19 protein-coding genes and 1 tRNA gene are annotated in these 20,017 nt (G+C 40.6%); 4 read left to right on the top strand and 16 right to left on the bottom strand.

Annotation, left to right across the window (positions count from 1 at the left end; translation table 11 throughout):
• Positions 1 to 2 precede the first annotated feature (2 nt).
• The 11 genes from thiS to murA all read right to left on the bottom strand — a co-directional run bounded on the left by thiS (position 3) and on the right by murA (position 9,515).
• The gene (gene thiS / locus CVT00_RS05060) at positions 3 to 206 is read right to left on the bottom strand and encodes a sulfur carrier protein ThiS (RefSeq protein ID WP_087578788.1); all 204 of its coding nucleotides are present in this window, start codon (positions 204 to 206) and stop codon (positions 3 to 5) included.
• The gene (locus tag CVT00_RS05055; protein WP_107915300.1) at positions 206 to 1,384 is read right to left on the bottom strand and encodes a pyridoxal phosphate-dependent aminotransferase; all 1,179 of its coding nucleotides are present in this window, start codon (positions 1,382 to 1,384) and stop codon (positions 206 to 208) included. Before CVT00_RS05055 ends, thiS begins: the two co-directional genes overlap by 1 nt.
• Before the next feature lie 11 nt (positions 1,385 to 1,395).
• A complete protein-coding gene (gene speA / locus CVT00_RS05050) occupies positions 1,396 to 3,231 on the bottom strand; it encodes a biosynthetic arginine decarboxylase (RefSeq protein WP_103558040.1) in 1,836 nt (611 codons plus the stop codon).
• Positions 3,228 to 4,454, bottom strand: coding sequence for a histidine--tRNA ligase (hisS, locus tag CVT00_RS05045; protein ID WP_107915298.1), 1,227 nt, complete (start codon positions 4,452 to 4,454; stop codon positions 3,228 to 3,230). Before hisS ends, speA begins: the two co-directional genes overlap by 4 nt.
• Positions 4,455 to 4,482: 28 nt before the next feature.
• Positions 4,483 to 5,070, bottom strand: a complete 588-nt coding sequence (gene tmk / locus CVT00_RS05040) for a dTMP kinase (RefSeq protein ID WP_107915296.1) — start codon at positions 5,068 to 5,070, stop codon at positions 4,483 to 4,485.
• Position 5,071: 1 nt separating this feature from the next.
• Entirely contained in the window at positions 5,072 to 5,542 is a 471-nt protein-coding gene (gene coaD / locus CVT00_RS05035; RefSeq protein WP_012001782.1) for a pantetheine-phosphate adenylyltransferase, read from the bottom strand.
• Complete coding sequence (locus CVT00_RS05030; protein WP_107915294.1) at positions 5,539 to 6,090, bottom strand: UbiX family flavin prenyltransferase; 552 nt, start codon at positions 6,088 to 6,090, stop codon at positions 5,539 to 5,541. The genes coaD and CVT00_RS05030 overlap by 4 nt, the downstream gene beginning before the upstream one ends.
• A complete protein-coding gene (gene flgA / locus CVT00_RS05025) occupies positions 6,087 to 6,893 on the bottom strand; it encodes a flagellar basal body P-ring formation chaperone FlgA (RefSeq protein ID WP_021089076.1) in 807 nt (268 codons plus the stop codon). The genes CVT00_RS05030 and flgA overlap by 4 nt, the downstream gene beginning before the upstream one ends.
• Before the next feature lie 65 nt (positions 6,894 to 6,958).
• Positions 6,959 to 7,033 (bottom strand) — tRNA-Gly (locus CVT00_RS05020).
• Between the two features lie 50 nt (positions 7,034 to 7,083).
• Positions 7,084 to 8,244, bottom strand: a complete 1,161-nt coding sequence (locus CVT00_RS05015; protein ID WP_107915292.1) for a molybdopterin molybdotransferase MoeA — start codon at positions 8,242 to 8,244, stop codon at positions 7,084 to 7,086.
• A 2-nt stretch (positions 8,245 to 8,246) separates the two neighbouring features.
• Positions 8,247 to 9,515 carry a UDP-N-acetylglucosamine 1-carboxyvinyltransferase gene (gene murA / locus CVT00_RS05010; protein ID WP_107915291.1) on the bottom strand — a complete coding sequence of 423 codons (1,269 nt, stop codon included), beginning with the start codon at positions 9,513 to 9,515 and terminating at the stop codon, positions 8,247 to 8,249.
• Positions 9,516 to 9,653: 138 nt separating this feature from the next.
• Between murA and CVT00_RS05005 the strand changes: the two genes are divergently transcribed.
• Genes CVT00_RS05005 through CVT00_RS04990 form a run of 4 tightly spaced genes read left to right on the top strand, consistent with a single transcriptional unit; the run spans position 9,654 to position 12,186 of the window.
• Positions 9,654 to 10,334, top strand: coding sequence for an NlpC/P60 family protein (locus CVT00_RS05005; RefSeq protein WP_107915289.1), 681 nt, complete (start codon positions 9,654 to 9,656; stop codon positions 10,332 to 10,334).
• Complete coding sequence (locus tag CVT00_RS05000) at positions 10,318 to 10,893, top strand: rhomboid family intramembrane serine protease (protein ID WP_107915287.1); 576 nt, start codon at positions 10,318 to 10,320, stop codon at positions 10,891 to 10,893. Before CVT00_RS05005 ends, CVT00_RS05000 begins: the two co-directional genes overlap by 17 nt.
• A complete protein-coding gene (locus tag CVT00_RS04995) occupies positions 10,880 to 11,692 on the top strand; it encodes a ferritin-like domain-containing protein (RefSeq protein ID WP_107915285.1) in 813 nt (270 codons plus the stop codon). Before CVT00_RS05000 ends, CVT00_RS04995 begins: the two co-directional genes overlap by 14 nt.
• Complete coding sequence (locus tag CVT00_RS04990; RefSeq protein ID WP_107915283.1) at positions 11,689 to 12,186, top strand: SixA phosphatase family protein; 498 nt, start codon at positions 11,689 to 11,691, stop codon at positions 12,184 to 12,186. The genes CVT00_RS04995 and CVT00_RS04990 overlap by 4 nt, the downstream gene beginning before the upstream one ends.
• Positions 12,187 to 12,935: 749 nt before the next feature.
• On the opposite strand, the gene CVT00_RS04985 is transcribed toward CVT00_RS04990, so the two are convergent.
• The 5 genes from CVT00_RS04985 to CVT00_RS04965 are packed head-to-tail and all read right to left on the bottom strand — an operon-like array spanning position 12,936 to position 19,992.
• Positions 12,936 to 13,427, bottom strand: a complete 492-nt coding sequence (locus CVT00_RS04985; protein ID WP_103558051.1) for a flagellar protein — start codon at positions 13,425 to 13,427, stop codon at positions 12,936 to 12,938.
• A 4-nt stretch (positions 13,428 to 13,431) separates the two neighbouring features.
• Positions 13,432 to 14,778 (bottom strand): TolC family protein, encoded by a 1,347-nt coding sequence (locus CVT00_RS04980; RefSeq protein ID WP_103558052.1) that lies wholly within the window; start codon positions 14,776 to 14,778, stop codon positions 13,432 to 13,434.
• A 1-nt stretch (position 14,779) separates the two neighbouring features.
• The gene (locus tag CVT00_RS04975) at positions 14,780 to 16,708 is read right to left on the bottom strand and encodes a MacB family efflux pump subunit (RefSeq protein ID WP_103558053.1); all 1,929 of its coding nucleotides are present in this window, start codon (positions 16,706 to 16,708) and stop codon (positions 14,780 to 14,782) included.
• Positions 16,709 to 17,905 (bottom strand): efflux RND transporter periplasmic adaptor subunit, encoded by a 1,197-nt coding sequence (locus CVT00_RS04970; RefSeq protein ID WP_103558054.1) that lies wholly within the window; start codon positions 17,903 to 17,905, stop codon positions 16,709 to 16,711.
• Between the two features lie 53 nt (positions 17,906 to 17,958).
• Complete coding sequence (locus CVT00_RS04965) at positions 17,959 to 19,992, bottom strand: ATP-dependent helicase (protein WP_107915281.1); 2,034 nt, start codon at positions 19,990 to 19,992, stop codon at positions 17,959 to 17,961.
• Positions 19,993 to 20,017 lie beyond the last annotated feature (25 nt).

Here is a 20,017-nt window from a genome sequence, read left to right as displayed (position 1 = left end):
CCTCATCCACCGCCAACTAAAGTGACGATCTCATAAGCTTTGCCCTCGCTCATGAAGCGCTCACGCCAAAGCTTTTTTGGCAAAATTTCTCCGTCTCGCTCAAGGGCTATAAATTTAAGCTCATAGCCATTTTGAGCTAAAAATTCATAAACATTTATATCGTTTTCAAGCTCGAAAATTTTGCCATTTACGCTAAATTTGATCATTAAATTTTGTAGCTTTTTACAAAATTTGCGATCCTCTCGATCGCTTTTTTTATGCTCTCGATGTCTGTCGCAAAAGAAATTCTAAAGTATCCATCCATACCAAAGCCAACTCCTGGCACGGTTGCTACGTTCGCCTCTTCAAGCATCTTTTTGCAAAATCTAAGTGAGTCGCCATCTACATCTTTGCATTTTACAAATAGATAAAACGCGCCATCAGGCTTAACTACGCTTAGCCCAGGGATAGCATTTATCATCTCAACTGCTACGTCGCGTCTTCTTTCATACTCTTTTCTCATGTTTTCGATGTCTTCGTCGGTTTCGCCAAGAAGTGATGGGATAGCGCCTATTTGCACGATCGAGCTAATATTGCTTGTGCTTTGACTTTGAAGCTTTTTGATGCCAGCAATGAGCCAGTCCATCGAGCTTGCGATATAGCCAAATCTCCAGCCAGGCATCGCGCCACACTTGCTTAGACCATTTATCGTGACCGTTCTTTTAAAAAGATCTTCGCTCACTGAGGCTACTGCGTGAAATTTCTTGCCGTAGATCACTTTTTCATAAATTTCATCGCTTGTGATGATGATGTCAGTGCCCTTTAAAACCTCGCCAAATGCCGCGATCTCCTCTTTTGTATAGACAGCTCCAGTTGGATTTGTCGGGTGATTTAGCGAAAAGACTTTTGTTTTTGGTGTGATCGCTTTTTTTAGCTGCTCGGCTGTGACTTTAAAATTTGTGCTCTCGTCTGCTTCGATAAAGACAGGCACGCCGCCACAAAATTTAACGATCTCAGGGTAGCTCACCCAGTATGGAGATGGGATGATGACCTCGTCACCTGGGTTGATAAGCGCTTGAAATACATTAAAAAGTGAGTGTTTTGCACCGATGTTTGTGACGATTTGATTTGCTTTGTAGTCAAGTCCGTTATCTCTTTTTAGCTTTGCTCTAATGGCATCAATGACCTCAGGCAAACCTGGTACTGGCGTGTATTTGCCGCTTTTGCTATCGTTATCAAGTGCGTTTTTTACAGTTTCTCTTATCTTTTTTGGAGTCATAAAGTCAGGCTCACCAGCTGAAAGTGAGATCACGTCGATGCCAGCAGCCTTCATCTCTTTGGCCTTTGTGCTGATCGCGATTGTGATTGACTCGCTCAATGTTTGCATTCTGTTTGCTAGTTGCATTTTCGTCCTTTTTAGTTGATTGTCTTTAAGTAGCTATTGTCATTTAAAAATAGATAAAGTTCGCCCAAAATTTGCTTCTTTTGTGTTTCGTTTATCAGAGTTGATTTCTCTAAGCGCTCATTTAGAGTGTCTTGGATCTCGTAGATATCGTAGTCCATGTCCTCCATGATATCAAGGATCGACTGGCTCTCTAGTAAATTTGTGATCTTGTAGCCATCGCTTGTTATCTCCACGGTAGCTTCTGTTGGATGAGTAAAGAGGTTGTGCTTCATGCCGATCACCTCTTGATATGCGCCAACTAGGAAAAATCCCAAGAAATAATCCTCCTTCTCCACATCCACGTCGTGCAAAAGCAGTGGGTTTTTCTCGTCGTCATAGCTGATCTCGCCGTCGCTATCGCAAGTGATATCCCAGATCGAAGCTGGCAGAGTAGGGCGCTCATCGAGCCTATCAAGTGGCATGATAGGGAAATTTTGCTTTAGTCCCCAAAAGTCTGGCAAGCTTTGAAAGATCGAGAAATTTAGCAGGTATCTTTCTTGAACCTCTTTTTGAATTTTGGTTAGATCGCTTGAGTTGCTCTTGTTGCCAAGCATCACGACAGCTTTTTTGCTAATGAGCCTTAAAAGCACCTCTGCGTTTGATCTATCTTGCAGATCGACATAGCCTAGATCAAAGAGCGTGAGGATGCTTTCTGTGTGGTGGATGGCGTCATGCAGGTATTCTAGGGCGTTTGAAGGCTTGATTGACTTGTAAAGATCAACTAGCTCGGTTATTAAATTTGGATTATTTTTCTTTAAATTTAGCTTCTCTTCGGTGTATTCTTGAGAAAATAGCTCAAGCACAGGAGCGACCAAAAGCGCGTGAGAAGCGGCGATATAGCGACCTGACTCTATGAAAATATCTGGCTCGATCTCCTTTTTTTGCTCGCTTATGGTTTTAAGCATATAAACAACGTCGTTTGCATATTCGTTTAGCGTGTAGTTTCTGCTGCTCTCCTCTTTAAACTGCGAGTATTCAATCGCTAGACCGCCGCCCAAATTTATCGCTTTTAAATTTGTTGCGCCCATTTTTCTAAGCTCAGCGTAGATGTTGCCAGCCTCGATGAGTGCTTTTTTGAGCGGATGGATCTCGCTTATTTGAGAGCCGATGTGAAAGTGTATCATCGTGAAGTTTTCAAGCAAATTTGCCTTTTTTAGCATCTTTACGGCTTCTATAAGCTCTGTTGATGTTAGGCCAAATTTAGAGTGTATGCCTCCACTTTTTGCCCAGAGTCCTGAGCCTGTCGAGTGCAGTCTTACTCTAAGTCCGATCTTTGGTTTTGGTTTAAAGCGCTCTTTTGCGATGGCGATTATCGCTTCAAGCTCGTTTAAGCCCTCGATCGTTAACGTGATGTTATGCCCCATTTCAGCGGCAATAAAGCCTATATTTATCATCTCTTTATCTTTAAAGCCATTTACCGTTATGGGCGCTTTGTCGTTGTTATAAGCCATAGTTAGAAGTAGCTCAGCCTTGCTACCAGCCTCAAGGCCATAGTTGTAGGGCTTGCCAAGGCGCACTAGGTTTTTTACAAAGCCTGGATATTGATTGACCTTAAGCGGGAAAACGGCGTTGAAGCTGCCTTTGTAGGCAAATTCTTTCTTTGCCTTTGCAAAGCTTGCGTGGATCTGCTCGATCTGTTTTTGGATAAGGTGCGGAAAACGAAGCAGTAGCGGTCCTCTGTAGCCATCGTCTCTTATCTCTTTTACGATGTCGATGATCGCTGGCTTGCTAGCTTCGTTTATGCAGACTTTGCCATCTTCTATCACAAAATTTGAATTGCCCCAAATGCTAAGTCCAAAATCATTCATCTCAGCTCCTTTTCAAGCTCATCTAAATTTATCGTTTTTTCGTCTTTGGTCTCTAAATTTTTATACCAAATTTTATTCTCTTTCATCTCATTTTCGCCCACGCAAAGGAAAATTTTTGCATTTTTATTGTCGGCATTTTGCAGATGTTTTTGAAGTTTTTTAGCTTCATAAGAAATTTCAACCTGATATTTCTTACGAAGTTTTGAGCCAAGATTATAGATAAAATCAACATTCGCCGTATCAAGCGCACAAAGATAAACTCCCTCTCGCTCGTCCCCAGCTTCACCTAAAATTTCCATTATCCTCTCAACGCCCATCGCAAAGCCAACGCCATAACTTGCTCTACCGCCAAGGTACTCGACCAGCCTATCGTATCTGCCGCCACCTGCGACTGCACTTTGTGAGCCGATCTCGTTGCTGATAAACTCAAACGCCGTCTTGCAGTAGTAGTCCAGCCCACGAACGAGCTTAGTGTCTATCTCAAATTTAACGCCATTTGCCATTAAAATTTCTTGCAGTTTTGCAAAATCAGCCTGTGCCTCATTGCTTAGGCTATTAGTGATAACTGGAGCGTTTTTATAAATTTCTTGACAGCTCTCGACCTTGCAGTCAAGCACGCGGATAGGGTTTAAAAGCTTGCGTCTTTTGCAGTCTTCGCAAATTTTATCGTCATTTTCATCTAGAAATTTGACAAGTTTTTCTTTGTAAGACTTCATCGAGCTCTCGTCGCCAAGTGAGTTTATTTTTAGGGTTGTTTTTATATTTAGTCTATTAAAAATTTCGCTCACCATCAAGATAATGCTCGCATCCTCATAGACGCTGCCCTCGCCAAAGCACTCACAACCAAACTGGTGAAACTCTCTCAAGCGGCCTTTTTGTGGGCGCTCGTAGCGAAACATCGAGCCGTGATAAAAGCAGCGTTTTGTCACATTTGCCCTGTCAAGTTTTGCCTCGATAAAGGCTCTAACCACGCCAGCCGTGCCCTCAGGACGCAAGCAAACGTCGTTACCGCCCTTGTCTTCAAACTGATACATCTCTTTGCCCACGATGTCACTGCTCTCGCCGACACTTCTTTTAAAAAGCGCCGTCTCCTCAAGGTGTGGGGTCAAAATTTGCTCATATCCGTAGTTTTTTGCGACTTCCTCGCAGGTTTTGATTATCTGTGCGTAAAGTTTTGCGCGAGCTGGAAGCATATCTTTCATGCCACGAAGTGCCGTTATCATCGCATTATCCTTTTTATTTTTTGTGATTTTACTTAAAATTTATAAAATTTTCTATCTCTTTTGAAATTAGCTCTATGCTTTTAGATGCGTCTACAAAAAGCGTTTCAAAGCCATTTTTGATGAGAATTTGCTTCATCAGGCTTTGCACTTTTAAAAGATACTCTAGCCCTCGAGCCTCGATCTTATCGCTTGTGCCTCTTGCTTTTAGACGCGAGCTTATAAGCTCATGGCTTGCTTCAAAAAAGACTATCTTATCTGCAAATTTATCATTTAGTGCAAATTTATTAAGCTTTAAAAGCACGTTTTCATCTAAGTTTTCATCATTTGCCAAAGCGTAGGCAATACCAGAGATAAAGCCTCTGTCGCTTAAAATGAGCTTATCCAAATTTGGAGCGACCAGCTTTTCAAAATGCTCAGCCCTGTCAGCCAAAAAGAGTAAAATTTCAGCCCTTTTGCCTATTTTTATGCTTGAGCTTAGTAAAATTTCACGTAAATTTTCACCAAGCTGCGTGCCACCTGGCTCTTTTGTGACGATAGCATCACTAAATTTAGAAGCTAAAATTTCTATCTGCGTGCTCTTGCCAACGCCGTCAATACCCTCAAACAAAACATACATTTTACGCCTTTAAATTTTTAAGAATTTTTGCTGGCACTAGGTTGCTCACATCGCCGTCGTGGCGCAAGACTGAGCGGACGATAGAGCTTGAGATGAAGGCGTTATTTAAGCTTGGCATAAGATAAACCGTCTCAAATTCGTCCCAAAGTGCAGCGTTTGCATAGCCGATTTGTAGCTCATACTCGAAGTCACTAACCGCGCGAAGACCCCTGATGACGGTATTTATGCCGTGCGACTTAGCAAAATCAACAAGCAAGTTATCAAAGCCAAGAACGCTTACATTTTTTAGCTCACAAACTGCCTCTTTTGCCATCTCTATGCGCTTTTCATGTGCAAACATCGGCTGTTTGCTGTCACTTTTTGCAACTGCGACGATTACCTTGTCAAAAATTTTTGTAGCTCTTATGATGACGTCTAAATGGCCGTTTGTGATGGGGTCAAATGTCCCTGGATAGATGCAAGATTTTTTCAAATTTGCCACCTTTTGTAAAGATTATTTTCGATTTTTAAGGCATCAAGCCACTTGCCGATGATGAAATTCTCCATATCATGAAGGCTCTTTATGCCTGCGTAGTAGCCTAAAACTGGCGGAGCGATGGTAGCTCCAAGAGATGAGAGCAGCTGCATCTGAGAGAGCGCAATGGTAGAAAATGGCATCTCTCTAACGCCCAAAACTAGGGTTTGTCTCTCTTTTAACGCGACACTTGCGGCCCTTGTGATGAGCGTGTCACTTATGCCGTTTGCGACCTTTGCCAAAGTATTAGTAGAGCAGGGCGCTATGATCATAACATCCGTGCCAAACGAGCCAGAAGCTGGACCTGCGCCAAGGTCTTGATCATCATAAATTTTTACACCAAGATCATTTAAATTTAGCTTCAAATTTTCTTCAGCTTCTAAAACCTTCATAGCATTTTTACTAACTATGACATGCGCTTCGCAACTATCTTTGGCGGCATTTACTAGCTTTAGAAAAAGCCCAGCCCCGCTTGCTCCAGTGGCTGCAAAAACTACCTTTTTCATCTAATAACTGCCTCGTCTTTGCCTGAAACTGTGGCCTGTAAAATTTTATTTTCTCTTGTTCTTATTTTTATCATATCGCCTAAATTTCCATCTTCAAGCGCCTTTACCTCGGCGATTATCTTGACGCCACCCTCGCTTAAAACTGCATTTAGCATTTGACCTTTTTTGACTAAACTTATGGCATTAAACTGGCGTTTGGTTAAAATTTCACCGCTTCTTATCTGCACTTTTGTGACAAGAGTTGAGGCGCTAAGCCCAAAGAGTGCGTCACGTGGCCATTTGCTAAACTCGATCATCGTTGGTTGGTAGTCAAGCAAGCTTAAAATGTGGTTTGTATTCATTGAATTTATAGCGATAAAAACTGGCATTTTGGCGTTAAAGCTAAATTTAAAATAAAGGCTTTTTAAACTTAGATCAACGTCCTCAAATGAGGCTCTAAAGACGCCTTTTTGGCTATTTTGATCGTTTAGAAAGATATTTTTAAAGACTAGATCCTTAAAATTTGCAGGAAGTTTGTTTTGCGGACTGATGCTAAGATCGCTCACGCTGATGCCTGGATACTCGTTGCTGATCTCTCTTAGAAATTGCATCTGAATTTCATCCATGATAGAGCAGTTTTTTACAAAAGCAACGCTGCCGCCGCTTTTGTCATTATATGTTTTAAAATTTGCTGTTAGAATTTCATAGAGCTTTTTACTATCTATCTTGGCAGCTCTTTTGCCCTCTAAGTTTAAAATTTCATTGTCTTCGCCTTCAAAGCCAAAAGTGCTAAGCGAAATTTGATCATTTACGACACAATACATCGGATAGATGCTGACTTCATTTGCAAAAAGTTTTGTGGAAAATAAAAAAATGAGTATAAAAAAGATGGAGCGGGAAACGAGATTCGAACTCGCGACCCCAACCTTGGCAAGGTTGTGCTCTACCCCTGAGCTATTCCCGCAATCAAAATGAAGTCCGCATTTTATCAAATTGTTTTTCATTTGTCAAGAATTATGGAAGTTTTATGAGTGAAATTTCACTATTTTGTAAAATTTCACCTTGATCAGGGCTAGTTATCAACACAAAATCGCTCTTTAATATATGATTTATCATGCCTGAGCCATATTTTCCGCCATCAGTTGCTATAAATTTGCCATCAGCTACATTGCCAAATACCGCATTTGCTCTGCCTGATTTTACCTTTAAATTTTCGCTATTTATAGCTTTTTGCGTTACAAAACACTCGCTTTTTAGAAGTGGCAAAACAAGCATCATCGTACAAAGATAGGCAGCCATAGGGTTGCCAGGCAAGATAAAAACAAGCCTGCCATCTTTTTCATAAGCCTTGCAAGGTCTGCCAGGTCTTATGTCAAGGTGCGAGAAAATTTCGTTGTATCCAAGCTCACTTAGGGCTATCTTCATAAAGTCGGCCTCACCAGCGCTTGCTCCACCAGAGCAGATAACAATGTCGTAGTTTGCAGAGTTTAAAAATGCCTGTTTTACAGCATTTAACTCATCTTTTATGATGCCAAGATATGAGCTTTTTTGACCGATTGAGCTTAAAAGTGCGGCGATGCCAAGTGCGTTTGCGTTGTAAATTTCATCCTCGCTCGCTCTTTGCCAAGGCTCGATGATCTCATTTCCGCTTGAGTAAATTCCAACACTAGGCTGCTTTTTCACATTTATAAAGCTTATGCCCTGAGCTGCTAGCATCATCACGCTTCTTGTGTTTAAAATTTCGCCACTTTTTAGCAAAATTTCACCAACTTTTGTCTCTTCGCCTTTAAAGCGGTAAGCTTCGCCTTTTTTAAGCTTAGCTGGCGCTTTTACAAACTCACCTTCAACCACACAATCTTCAAATCTCATGACCGTGTCAGAGCCTTTTGGCATCTTTGCGCCAGTCATTATCTTCACGCACTCGTTTTTGCCGATAGCTAGCTGTTCTTTATCGCCTGCAAAGGCACTTGCGATTATCTTATAAGGTTCATCTTTTTCATCAAATTTAACAGCAAAGCCATCAAGCGCTGAGTTATCAAAGCAGGGCAGGTCTTTGACCGCTATCACGTCATTTGCTAAGGTTTTGCCAAGAGTCTCACTAATGGGTAAAATTTCGCTCTCATTTTTTGGTTTAAATTTAGCTTTTAAAGCCTCAAGTGCGTCATTTACTAGCATTTTTACTCCTCAAGCCTAACTATTTTTGCCCCAAGGCTTTTAAATTTCTCCTCCAGCCTTTCATAACCTCTATCAAGGTGGTAAATTCTATGCACCAAACTCTCGCCATTTGCGATGAGAGCGGCTAGTATCAGCGCTGAGCTTGCTCTAAGGTCAGTTGCCATGACATCAGCTGCATTTAAATTTGCAGGAGCATAAACGCTTGCGATGTGACCATTTAGGCGGATATCAGCGCCCATTCTAGCTAGCTCACTAACGTGCATAAATCGGTTCTCAAAAAGTCTCTCATCTATCGTACTAACGCCATTTGCTGCTAGACAAAGCGCCATAAACTGAGCCTGCATGTCGGTTGGAAAGCCTGGATACTCAGTCGTTCTTATCTCGACTGGTTTTATCTCGTTTGTCGGCAAAATAGTGATCTTATCGCCACTCACTTCGATGCCAAAGCCCATCTCTTCAAATTTATTTAAAATGGCTGTCATGTGCGCAGCATTTGCCCTTGTGACTGAAATTTTGCTATTTGTGATAGCTCCAGCGCAAAGGTATGTGCCAGCCTCGATCCTATCTGGGATGACCTCGATATCGCAAATTTCAAGTAGTTTTTGACCGCTACCAGTGATCTTTAGCTCGCTTGTGCCGATGCCTTCGATCTTGACGCCACTTTTTGCCAAAATTTCACAAATTTGCACCACTTCAGGCTCAAGTGCGACGTTAAAAAGCTCTGTCGTGCCGTGCGCTAGGGCAGCTGCCATGATGATGTTTTCGCTGCCAGTTACGGTGATCTTATCAAAAACGATCTTTGCGCCTTTTAGTCCATTTGGCGCGGTTGCGACAACGTAGCCTTGCTTTATCTCGATATTTGCGCCCATTTTCTCAAGTGCGCTTAGGTGCAGATCTATTGGTCTTTGTCCGATCGCACAGCCTCCAGGAAGGCTCACTTCGCAGTGTCCAAAGCGCGCTAGAAGCGGACCAAGCGTTAATATAGAAGCGCGCATCTTTCTAACGATGTCGTAGTTTGCCGTGGTCGAATTTACGCTGCTCGTGTCGATACTTAGTGAGTTTTCATCTTTAAATTCACACTTTGCGCCAAGATTAACCAATAACTGGCAAAGCGTCTTTATGTCAGCGACATTTGGGATATTTGTTAAATTTATCTTATTTTTAGCAAGTAGGGTTAGGGCGATGATAGGTAGGGCGGCATTTTTAGCTCCACTGATCTTTACTTCGCCGCTTAATTTGGCATTGCCTTCTATTTTTAGATAGTGCATCATTATTTTTTGCCTTAAGAAAATATATTTTTTGCCGATTATATTGTTTTTAAACTTAGAGTAAAGAAAACAGGGCGCTATTTTCGCTTTATTTACATTTAAGAGTTAAAATTACGAAAATTAATTATTTTGGATAAAAATATGTTAAGTTTAATAAATAAAAGAATATTTTTTGCACTTTGTATCACACTTTTTACAGGTTGTTCTTTCACCTCAAATGAGCCTAAAATCCCACAAAATGACTACAATCAAACCGCCTCTACAAACGAAGACTTTAGCAGACAAACTTCAAGTGAGCTTTTAGGCGAAGATGACGGCAGAGCAGATAAAGAATTTGGTTCATTTTTTAAAAAATACTTAAACACTAGAGCAGGGGGCGACTGCTCAGGCTTTGTATCTATCGTAAATGCAAAATATAAAAATATGTATTTTGATGAAAAAACCATCAATAACTATTACAGCAAGGGTGGTAGAAAGTCAAAAGCCATCTACAACTTCTATGAAAGCCAAAATTTGATCACTCATAAAAATCCAAAAAAAGGCGATCTTATCTTCTTTTCAAACACCCTTGGCAAAGGCATACAAAAAAATAAAGACAAGAAAAATGTTACTCACGTTGGCATTGTAACAGCTATACTTCCAGATGAGACGGTGAAATTTATCCACAACTCTGGCGGTAGGATCATCCACAGCTATATGAATTTAAAACAAAAAAACACGCATCTAAAGGGCGACAAAGAGATAAACAGCTACGTCGTAAGATGTTCAAACGCTAGCTGCCTTGCGGCAAATAGATTTGCTGGATATGGCAAAGCTAAGTAGCCCAGCTACATTTGCACTTATCCTTTTAAATTTAGCTGCATTTTTTGGTGCCACCTTTCTGCACTCGCGTGAGTTATGGCTCGCGCTTGGTTTAAACATCTATTTTTTAGAAAAATTCTATCTATTTCAGCCCCTCACATCTATCTTTGTGCACGCAAGCGCAGGTCACCTGCTTATGAATATGCTCTTCTTATATCAAGTTGGCACGATGAGCGAGCTATATCTTGGCACGAAAAGATTTATCATTTTTTATATCGTTGGTGGCGTTTTGACGCAAATTTTAAGCTTTATTTATATATATTTTGCATTTGAAAATAAGAAATTTATAAATTTAGTCGGTGCAAGCGGCGCTTTGTGTATGCTCTTTGGTATGCTGGCGACCTCGATGCTATACTCTGATAAAAAGGCGTGGTTTGGCTACTTTGCCATCGTTGTTGCCATGAGCTTTTTGCCACTACTTATGGGTATAAATGTCGCATGGTACGCGCACTTTATAGGCTGGGCTGTCGGCTGTTTGTATGCTAAATTTTACTTAAAGAGAGCAGATGAGATTTTTTGATGAGATCTGGGATATTTTAAACGAAGGCGACGTGGAGCTTAAATTTTTAAAATTTGAGCTATTTTACGAGAAATTTAGATCAAATTTGGATATTTGTTTTGATGAAATTTCTGCGCCAAATGAGCTAACTACACCATGCTACGCTAAATTTTGCGACGTCGTTAGTATGAAAGAGCTAAACAAAAAGGTAAAGCCAAAAGATAAAAACTTAAATTTCATCCACTCAGTCGCTCACATCGAGTTTAGTGCCATTGACATCGCGCTTGATGCTTGTTATAGATTTAGAGGGCTGCCAAGGGAGTTTTACGAGGACTGGCTGGAGGTGGCTGAGGATGAGATCAGGCACTTTTGCATGATAGAAAATTTACTCACAAAACAGGGCGGCAGATACGGCGAGCTAAGCGTGCATGACGGCCTTTTTATCGCACTTCAAAAGACCTCAGATAGGCTAACTAGCCGCATGGCGCTACTACCAAGGTATATGGAGGCAAACGGGCTTGATGCAAACGCTCACATCATCAAAAGGCTAGAAGCTGAAGGCGGGCAAGAGGAGCTCATTGAGTGCTTAAAAGTCATCTTAGAAGAGGAGGTCTCTCACGTTTATAAGGGCGATAAATGGTTTAAATTTGCCTGCAAAAAAGAGGGCGTCGATGAAAAAAGCTATTTCGACATCATATTAAATTTATATCCAAATTCCTTTAAAAGCATTAGAGAGATCAACGAAAAAGACCGCTTAAAGGCAGGTTTTAGCGAGGAAGAGCTTAGCTGGATAAAGAATTTCTCAAAGGAGAGATCATGAGCAAAATTTACTTCATAAGGCACGCAAAAGCAGTTGATGAGAACAAAGACGGCGCAAAAGATGTTTCAAGAGAGCTTAGCCCAAAAGGAAAAGAGGACGCTAAATTTATGGCTAACAGGCTAAAAATGTATGATGTGATGCCAGGAGCTATCTTTTCAAGTAGCGCTAAAAGATGCGAGCAAACAGCAAAAATCATCGCCAAAACTTTAAAATTTAAAGAAAAATCCATAGAGATAAAAGATGAGCTTTATGACATAAGTTTTGAGGATCTTTTAGAGTTTGTAAGAAATTTAGACAAGAGTTTAGATGAAATTTTTATCATCACGCACAATCCTAGCATAACTGAAATTTGTGAATACCTAAGCGACTCATCGATCGATAATATCCCAACTTCTGGAATTTTTTGCATAGAGTTTGAGTGTAAATTTAAAGAGCTAAAAGAGGGCAGTGCAAAAGTTCTCTTTTTTGACCACCCAAAGAAACATCAGAGATAAGTTTTAGAAAAAATCGCAAATTTATCTATTGTGATCTGACAGGCATAAAGATTTGATTTTTCAAATGCAAGTTTTGCTTTTGAACCAAAAACATTTTCTACTCAAATTTTAAAATTTATCACTCCAGTTTTGAAAATTTAACCATTTCAAGCTCAAATCACCAGACATAAAAGCAAATTTAAAATCAACCATAATTGCAATACCAAAATATGATAAAAGGTAAAATGCAAGATATTTTATATATTTTGTATTGAAAACTGTAATTTTCAAATTGATATTTTAAAATATTTATTCTGCTCTTTTTAAAGTTTTAAATAGCTATATTTGGCTAGGTTTTGCATTTTATCTTTTGTGTGATCTAAATTTATCCATTAAATTTGGCGTAAAAAAATTTGTAATAAAATGAGTTAAATTTTACACTTTTCAAAAATTGTGAAATTTGCATTTATCTTATATATAACTTAAAATTTGATCTACCCTATTTTGAAAATGGTGAACGAGAGTTACCTTGAGTGCTTCTGGTTCTTGCTCTAAAAAGCAAAGCAGCAGCACCCACCTTATAAAAGCGGCGATAAATGTAAATAAAGTGCTTGCTTGAGATAGCATTTTTTGAGGCAAATTTAATCCAAAGCGAGTGTTCTTCCAAAAAACTGATAAGGTGATCATATGCGTGCTAAATTTAAGAGCTAGTATTTAAATTTACTATGAAAATACGCCTGAAAACTATTTTTAAAGCTAAAGTGCATTAATTAAAATTTATCGTCAAAGAGTGTGCGGATATCTAGTGTATAGTTTTTGGGCATAAAGATCGGTGAGTCTAAAATTTCAAGTACACCGTCATCAAATGAGAGAAATTCCACTACTCTTTTGCGTTTGTTGTCAGTTTTTATGCTCATATCGGCTAGGCGAAGTATCTTTACGATCTGCATTTTATCTGCCGTCCATTCACAAAAAGCTAGAAATTTAGAGTCGTCTGAAAACAAAAAGCAAGCAGCCGCTCTCTCGCTAAGTAAAATTTGATGGGTGCTGCCATCTTTAACTAAATTTTGATCCAAATTTGATAGCGTTTTTGCGTGGTTTAAGAGCTTGTTTTTTAAATTTAGATAGTGCTCGCCATTTATAAAAAGTCGTAGCTCGCCAAGAGTTGGAGCGCCCATAGCGACCTCATAGCCTTCAAATTTGGCACTAAATTTGCCATCCTTGCTGCACGCGTTTGCCTCGTAGTCCCAAGCTAAGCTCATAAATTTACCTATTAAATTTGCCAGCCATCGATTTATAGATATTTAGCTCGTCTTGTAAAAGTGTGTATTTTGCTTTTAGTAACCCTATTTTGGCCTCTAGCTCGCTATTTTTAGCCTCTAAAAACTGCTTTAGCTCGACCTTGCCGTAGGAGTATTTTAGCTCGTAAATTTTTGAAATTTCTTCGTAGTTTTTTATCTGCTCTTGGTAGTTTGCAAGCAGTGCTTCGTCATTTAAGTAGTCTTTGTAAAATGCGTCTATCTCGTTTAATGCGCTATTTAGTGTGCTTATGTAGTTTATCTTTGCAAGCTCGAAATTCGCCTCGCTAACCTTTAAATTTGACTTTAGCTTGTGGTAGTTTAAAAATGGCAAATTCAAAGCGATGTTGCCATTTAGAAATTTAAGGCTAAACGCTTCCTCTTTTTTGTCGGTGCTACTTTTGAGGCTGGCTCCTAGTGTGATGCTTGGATAAAACTCTTTTTGGCTCGCTTTGTAGTTTAAGATACCCTCTTCTATGCGGAAAATGGCCGCTCTTAGATCAGGTCGGTTTGCTATGGTGCTTGTTGGCACATCTAGATCAACGCCCACTCTTTTAACGGGACTTAGCGTGAGAGCTTCAAATTTAAGCTCAAATTCTGGCCTCTCATTTAGTAAAATCCTAAGCGTTTTTTTAGCACTCACTAGCTCTTTTTTAGCACTTTCTATCTTATTTTGAGCGTTTAGTTGCTGTGAGTTTATCTGCTTTAGACTTAGCGCATCCTCTTTGCCAAGCTCAAATTTAAGCTCAACTATCCTATTTAGCTCATTATAAATTTCTAAAATTTGCTCATAAGTTTTTATGCTCTCGTTTAGATATAAAATTTGAAAATAAGCGTCTGCTACGGAGTTTATCACGCTTAGTTTGCCAGCTTCCAGATCAAATTTGCTAGCATCTGCTTCAAACATCGCTGCGTCTTTGCTATTTGCTAGCTTTTGCCAAAGATCAAGCTCGTAGCTAAGCCCTATGCTTGAGCCAAAATTTCTACTAGAAGCGCCGCCCTCTTTTATGTTTTTGCTACTTGTTGCCTCGACGCCAGCGTTAAAGCTTGGTATTAAATTTGCCTGCAAAACACCAGCTTGAGCGAGCGCTTTATTTACATTTATCGCAGCTTTTGCAAGGTCGGTGTTGTTTTTAAGCGCAAGCGCTACAAGCTCATCAAGATAGCTTTGCTCATACTGCTTCCACCAAGAAGTGTCTAAATTTAGCTCGCCACTAGCGTTATCTTCAAGTAAAATTTGCTTATAGTTTTCATCTATATTTTTAACAGCGCAACCGCTTAAAACGAGCACTAAAGCTAGGCTTAGAAATTTCATATTACTCCCTTGAAAGCGCATCTATTGGATTTAGTTTTGAGGCATTTTTAGCTGGCATGTAGCCAAAGATGATGCCAATAGCCATCGACGTGACAAGTGCAAGCACGATCGAGCCGTTTGAAAAGATCATGCTAAAGCCGTTTAAGAAGTTGTTAAAAACGTAGCCGATAGCGTAGGATAGGACGATGCCGATGGCTCCGCCGATAAGGCAAAGTAGCACCGCCTCTATCAAAAACTGCTGCAAGATGTTGCTCTGTCTGGCTCCGATCGCCATTTTTATGCCTATCTCTTTGGTGCGCTCTGTGACTGAGACTAGCATGATGTTCATGACGCCTATGCCCCCAACTACGAGCGAAACGACGGCTATGCTTGAGATGAGAAGGCGCATTGTAGAGATGGTCTCTTCGATAGTTTGCTTGATACTGTCTGAGTTTCTTGTAAAAAAGTCCTTTTTGCCGTGCTTGATCTCTAAAAGCTCGCTTAGGCTCTTTTCGGCGATTTGCGCATTGACACCTTCATTTACTTTAGCTGTGATCGAGCTTATAAATTTATCCCCAGTGACCTTGTTTAGCACAGTCGTGTAAGGGGCGTAAATTTTAAGCGTGCTTGAATCTCCCATCTTAAAATCATCCTTTTGCAAAACGCCGATAATGCGAAGTGGCTTTTTGTTAAAAAGTATGATCTTGCCGATAGGATCATCATTTTTAAAGATACTATTTTTGGTGTTTTGATCGATTAGAGCGACTGAATCAGAGTTTAAAACCTCGTCATCATCGTAAATTCTGCCCTCTTCTAGCTTTAGCCCATTTACGTCAAAGCTCCCTACTCCACCACCCTTTAGGCTTGCACTTAACGAGATATTTTCATAGGTTAGCACGCCTGAGGTGCTTGTATTTGGCGTGACTGAGTCCAGAAAGGACTGCTTAGCAAGCATATTTGCATCGCTTATGGAGAGCGTTTTTACCTTGCCTGAGAGCATATCGCCAAAGCCTTTACCAGGCATGATGTCGATCGTGTTTGTGCCGATCTTTCTGATGCCAGCTAAAATTTGCTCCTGCGAGCCTTTGCCAAGGGCAACGACGCTAATGACCGCTGTAATGCCAATTATAATGCCAAGCATCGTTAAAAGCGATCTTAGTTTATGCGCTAGCATCGCATTTACCGACATTTTAAAGCTTTCAATTAGCTGGTCTTTATAGTAGGTAAATTTGCTCTTTTCTGGCTGAGTTTGCTTGCTGGCTTCATAAATTTTGCTATTTTTGACATTGTCACTTACGATGTTGCCATCTTTTATCTCGATCACACGGCTTGCATACTCTGCGATCTTTGGGTCGTGCGTAACGATGATGATAGTGTGACCTTTTTTGTAAAGATCAACTAAAATTTCCATCACCCTTAGCCCACTTTTGCTATCAAGCGCGCCAGTTGGTTCGTCTGCTAAAATGATCTCGCCGCCATTCATCAGCGCCCTTGCTATGGAGACCCTTTGCTGTTGTCCGCCTGAGAGTTTATTTGGTAAATTTTTCGCCTTTTCGCTAAGTCCAAGAGAGCCAAGAAGCTCATTAGCTCTTTTCTCTCGCTCGCTCTTGTTTGCCCCTGCGTAGATGCTTGGTAGCGCTACGTTTTCAAGGGCGTTCATCGTGCTAAGAAGGTTATATCTTTGAAAGATAAAGCCAAATTTATCCCTTCTAAGCTTAGCAAGTGCATCGCTATCAAATTTTGATATATCTTTGCCGTCCAGCAGGTACTGCCCACCACTTGGGCTATCAAGGCAGCCAAGGATGTTCATCAGGGTAGATTTACCAGAGCCAGACTGACCGATGATGGCTATAAATTCGCCCTTTTTTATCTCTAAATTTATGCCATGCAAGATCTCTATCTCATTGTCACCTAGCTTAAAGCTTTTAGTGATGTTTTTTAGGCTTATCACTTAAAACTTCTTATGTTCTTTTGCGATCATCTTAGCGATCTCGCTTGATGAGCCTTGAGATGTGATGATCTCGTCACCCTCGTTTATGCCGCTGATGATCTGCGTATCGAGGTTGTCTTTTATGCCAGTTTTGACCGCTGTTTTTACTGGCTTGCCATCTTTTAGCACATAGACAAAAGTGCCATTTTCATCTTTTTTGATGCCGATGCTTGGCACGATGATGGCGCCCTCGACGTTTGCTATTAAAAGCTCGTTTTGTGTGGTCATGCCTATTCTTAAAATTCCATCTTTATTATCAACGATGCTTTGCGCGTAGTAATAAACCGCCGAGCTGCTGCTAGAGCTACTCGAATATGAAGACTTACTGCTGCTGCTTGAGCCGTAGCTGCCATCACTTAGTGTGGTAAGCCCAGGATCGATCGAGCTAACAGTCGTTTGAAATTTCTTCGTTGGCTCAGAGAGGATCGAGTATTCAACTGGCGTGCCGACTTTGATCTTTGTGATATCGCCCTCTGCTATTTGCATCTTCATCTTTACATGGCTAAGATCAGCGATATTTACGATAGTTGGCGTAGTTTGGTTGGCATTTACAGTCTGACCCTCCTCAACTTGCACGCTTACTACGGTGCCGTCTCTTGGTGCGGTGATCTTTGTGTAGCCTAAATTTATCTTAGCGGTGCTTAGCTCGATATTTGTCTGCTTGATCTGCGCTTCAAGCTCTTTTATCTTGGCGCTATTTGCACTATATGTGTTTTTTGCGCTTTCAAATTCTTGCTTTGAGGTGGCGTTTTTAGAAAAGAGTGCATTTTCTCTATCAAACTGCGTTTTAGCGATATTTAGAGCCACTTTTGCGCTTTCAAGCTGGGCTTTATAGATGGCTAGCTGAGCCTCTTTATTATCTATGCTATTTTGCTGGGTCGAGCTATCGATACTTGCGATCATATCGCCCTTTTTTACCTGATCTCCAAGCTTAACATAGAGCTTTTTTATCTGACCGCTCACCTGAGCTCCCACGTCGATTAGCTCGGTGGCGAAAATTTCTCCAGTCGCATCGACTTTCTTGCTAAATGAGCCCTTCTTTGCCTTTTTAGTGATAAACTCCACCTTTTCATCTTTTATATTAAAAAATTTATCATAGACGAAGTATCCACCGACGCCTAAAATAAGCAGGATTATTAAAATTTTAGTTTTTTTCATCGCTTCTCTTTGTAAAAAATTGGTAAATTCTACTTCACAAGAGTAAATACTCTCTAAGCTTCCTCTTTTGCCATGCCAGCCTCTATCAAAAACCTGCTTGGCTGATAATTCACCTTCTTTATCTTGTCGTATTTTGCATAGCTAAGATATAGCTCGTCTTTAGCCCTTGTTACTGCTACGTAAAAGAGCCGCCTCTCTTCTTCTAGGCTACCGCCCATGCTCATTAGCTTTAAATTTGGAAAGCGGTTTTGCGCGAGATCGACGATAAAAACTTGGTCAAATTCAAGCCCCTTGCTCGCATGCACGCTAAGCAAGCTAACGCCCTGCCCTTCGCTCATCTCGTTGCTTCCAAGGGCTAAGAAGTTATAAAATTTACTTATGTCTTGATATTTTTTAGCTAGCTCGCTTAGCACCACGCTCTTTGCCATTATGCGCTCTTTGACCTCTTCTTTGAGCGCCAGATCGACGTTGCCATTTTTTAGAGTTGCCCTTTTTGTGCTGATGTTTTCGACGATAAGTGAGTAAATTTTGCTAGTTTTTATCTCATTTATCATCGTAGCTGGCTTTGAAATATTTCTCATGCCTCTTAAAAAGTTGTAAATTTCATATAAAAACTGCGCCCCACTCTCGCTTAGCTTTTGTAGTTTTAGCACAGGGTGGCCCAGAAATTTATCGCTAAAGCCAAGCTTAGAAAACCTTGAAACCTCGGCAAATTCGTCAAGATCGTCAAAAAGGCCTAGCTGGTAGTTTCGCCTTTTGTTTGATGAGATATTTACGCTCTCATCTGGCTCAACTATCCCTTTTATCAAATTTCCATGTCCAAGCTTAAGTAGCGCGTCAAAAATTTCTTTGCTAACTGCGCTGCCAACGCCCTTTGCGTATTCGCAGATGTGGATAAATGCCATTATATCTTTTGGATTGACATAAATTCCCATGATGTCGATGAGTGCCTTGATCTCGCGGCTCTCAAAGAAGCTCACCCCACCCTTTCGCTTTGAGCCGATGCCTCGCTCTTTTAACGCGACCTCGATGCCGTCCGCTGATGAGTTATTTCTAAATATTATGGCGATATTTTCTCTATTAAATGGCGAGAGCGAGATGATATCAGCGATGTTTTGATACTGATCAAAAAGCTCGTTATAGACAAGCAGCCTTGGAGGCTTGAAATTCCCCTCGCGACTAACTGTTAGGTGCTTTTCATAAAGCCTTGGGTTATTGTTTATGACCTTATTTGCAAGGGCAAGTATGCTCGAGCTTGAGCGGTAATTTACATTTAAAGCGTAGATATTTGCGTTTGGGAAGCGATCTTTAAATGAGCCTATGATCTCGATATTTGCGCCGTTAAATGCGTATATGCTCTGGTCAAAATCGCCCACGCAAAATAGGCTCTTTGTCTTAAATGCGTCTATTAGGCTGCCTTGAAGCGTGTTTGTATCTTGATACTCGTCGATCAAAATTTCATCATAAGCTAAATTTGCCCCCTTTTTTAGCTCATCGCGCATTTTTATGAGAAGATCGTTAAAGTCAGCATAAGAAAATTTAGCCTTTTCAGCTTCAAACTCCTCTAAAACATCTTCATAAATTTCAGCATAAACGCCCTGCTCTTCGCTCTTGTCACTTATCCATTTGCCAAATGTTGTGCCTTGTTCGCTGTTTTGAAAGAGCGAGTAAAGATCGTATAAATAGGCTCCGCCGTAAGGCTTGACGTCGCTTAAATGGTAAAATTTACGCCTCTCAACAAGACTTTTTAAAAGCGTCTTTAGCTCGCTTGGCTGCTTTAGCGTGACGCCTTTATCAAGGCTTTTTAAAAGCGAAAATGAGACCGAGTGAAAGGTACCTGCGGTGATTTTGGAAGTTATTGATTTGTCAAAATACCTATTTAAACGCTCTATCATCTCGCTGGCTGCTTTGTTGGTGAAAGTTAGAAGCAAAATTTTCTCTGGCTTTACGCCTAAATTTAAAAGATGAGCGATGCGAGCGACAATCGTACTAGTCTTGCCAGTGCCAGCTGAAGCGATGATGAGATTGTGTCCAAATGGCGCAGTTGCGGCGGTGTATTGTTCTTTGTTTAACCTAGATAAGGGCATTGTTTCCTCTTTTTTAAAAAGGCCT

This window comes from Campylobacter concisus (genome assembly GCF_003048675.2).
In the GTDB taxonomy this organism is placed as follows: Bacteria; Campylobacterota; Campylobacteria; order Campylobacterales; family Campylobacteraceae; genus Campylobacter_A; species Campylobacter_A concisus_F.
Note: the sequence above shows the minus strand (reverse complement) of the source record. Positions and strands in the feature narration are given on the sequence as shown.

Excerpts from the sequence above, each read along its gene's own strand:
- thiS (WP_087578788.1), bottom strand. The coding sequence starts at position 206 with ATGATCAAATTTAGCGTAAATGGCAAAATTTTCGAGCTTGAAAACGAT.
- CVT00_RS05015 (WP_107915292.1), bottom strand. The coding sequence starts at position 8,244 with ATGCTAGTAAATGACGCACTTGAGGCTTTAAAAGCTAAATTTAAACCA.
- CVT00_RS05030 (WP_107915294.1), bottom strand. The coding sequence starts at position 6,090 with ATGAAAAAGGTAGTTTTTGCAGCCACTGGAGCAAGCGGGGCTGGGCTT.
- CVT00_RS05000 (WP_107915287.1), top strand. The coding sequence starts at position 10,318 with ATGGCAAAGCTAAGTAGCCCAGCTACATTTGCACTTATCCTTTTAAAT.
- CVT00_RS05005 (WP_107915289.1), top strand. The coding sequence starts at position 9,654 with ATGTTAAGTTTAATAAATAAAAGAATATTTTTTGCACTTTGTATCACA.
- CVT00_RS04970 (WP_103558054.1), bottom strand. The coding sequence starts at position 17,905 with ATGAAAAAAACTAAAATTTTAATAATCCTGCTTATTTTAGGCGTCGGT.
- murA (WP_107915291.1), bottom strand. The coding sequence starts at position 9,515 with ATGATGCACTATCTAAAAATAGAAGGCAATGCCAAATTAAGCGGCGAA.
- hisS (WP_107915298.1), bottom strand. The coding sequence starts at position 4,454 with ATGATAACGGCACTTCGTGGCATGAAAGATATGCTTCCAGCTCGCGCA.
- CVT00_RS04990 (WP_107915283.1), top strand. The coding sequence starts at position 11,689 with ATGAGCAAAATTTACTTCATAAGGCACGCAAAAGCAGTTGATGAGAAC.
- CVT00_RS04980 (WP_103558052.1), bottom strand. The coding sequence starts at position 14,778 with ATGAAATTTCTAAGCCTAGCTTTAGTGCTCGTTTTAAGCGGTTGCGCT.
- CVT00_RS04995 (WP_107915285.1), top strand. The coding sequence starts at position 10,880 with ATGAGATTTTTTGATGAGATCTGGGATATTTTAAACGAAGGCGACGTG.
- flgA (WP_021089076.1), bottom strand. The coding sequence starts at position 6,893 with ATGTATTGTGTCGTAAATGATCAAATTTCGCTTAGCACTTTTGGCTTT.
- tmk (WP_107915296.1), bottom strand. The coding sequence starts at position 5,070 with ATGTATGTTTTGTTTGAGGGTATTGACGGCGTTGGCAAGAGCACGCAG.
- speA (WP_103558040.1), bottom strand. The coding sequence starts at position 3,231 with ATGAATGATTTTGGACTTAGCATTTGGGGCAATTCAAATTTTGTGATA.
- CVT00_RS05055 (WP_107915300.1), bottom strand. The coding sequence starts at position 1,384 with ATGCAACTAGCAAACAGAATGCAAACATTGAGCGAGTCAATCACAATC.
- CVT00_RS04985 (WP_103558051.1), bottom strand. The coding sequence starts at position 13,427 with ATGAGCTTAGCTTGGGACTACGAGGCAAACGCGTGCAGCAAGGATGGC.
- CVT00_RS04965 (WP_107915281.1), bottom strand. The coding sequence starts at position 19,992 with ATGCCCTTATCTAGGTTAAACAAAGAACAATACACCGCCGCAACTGCG.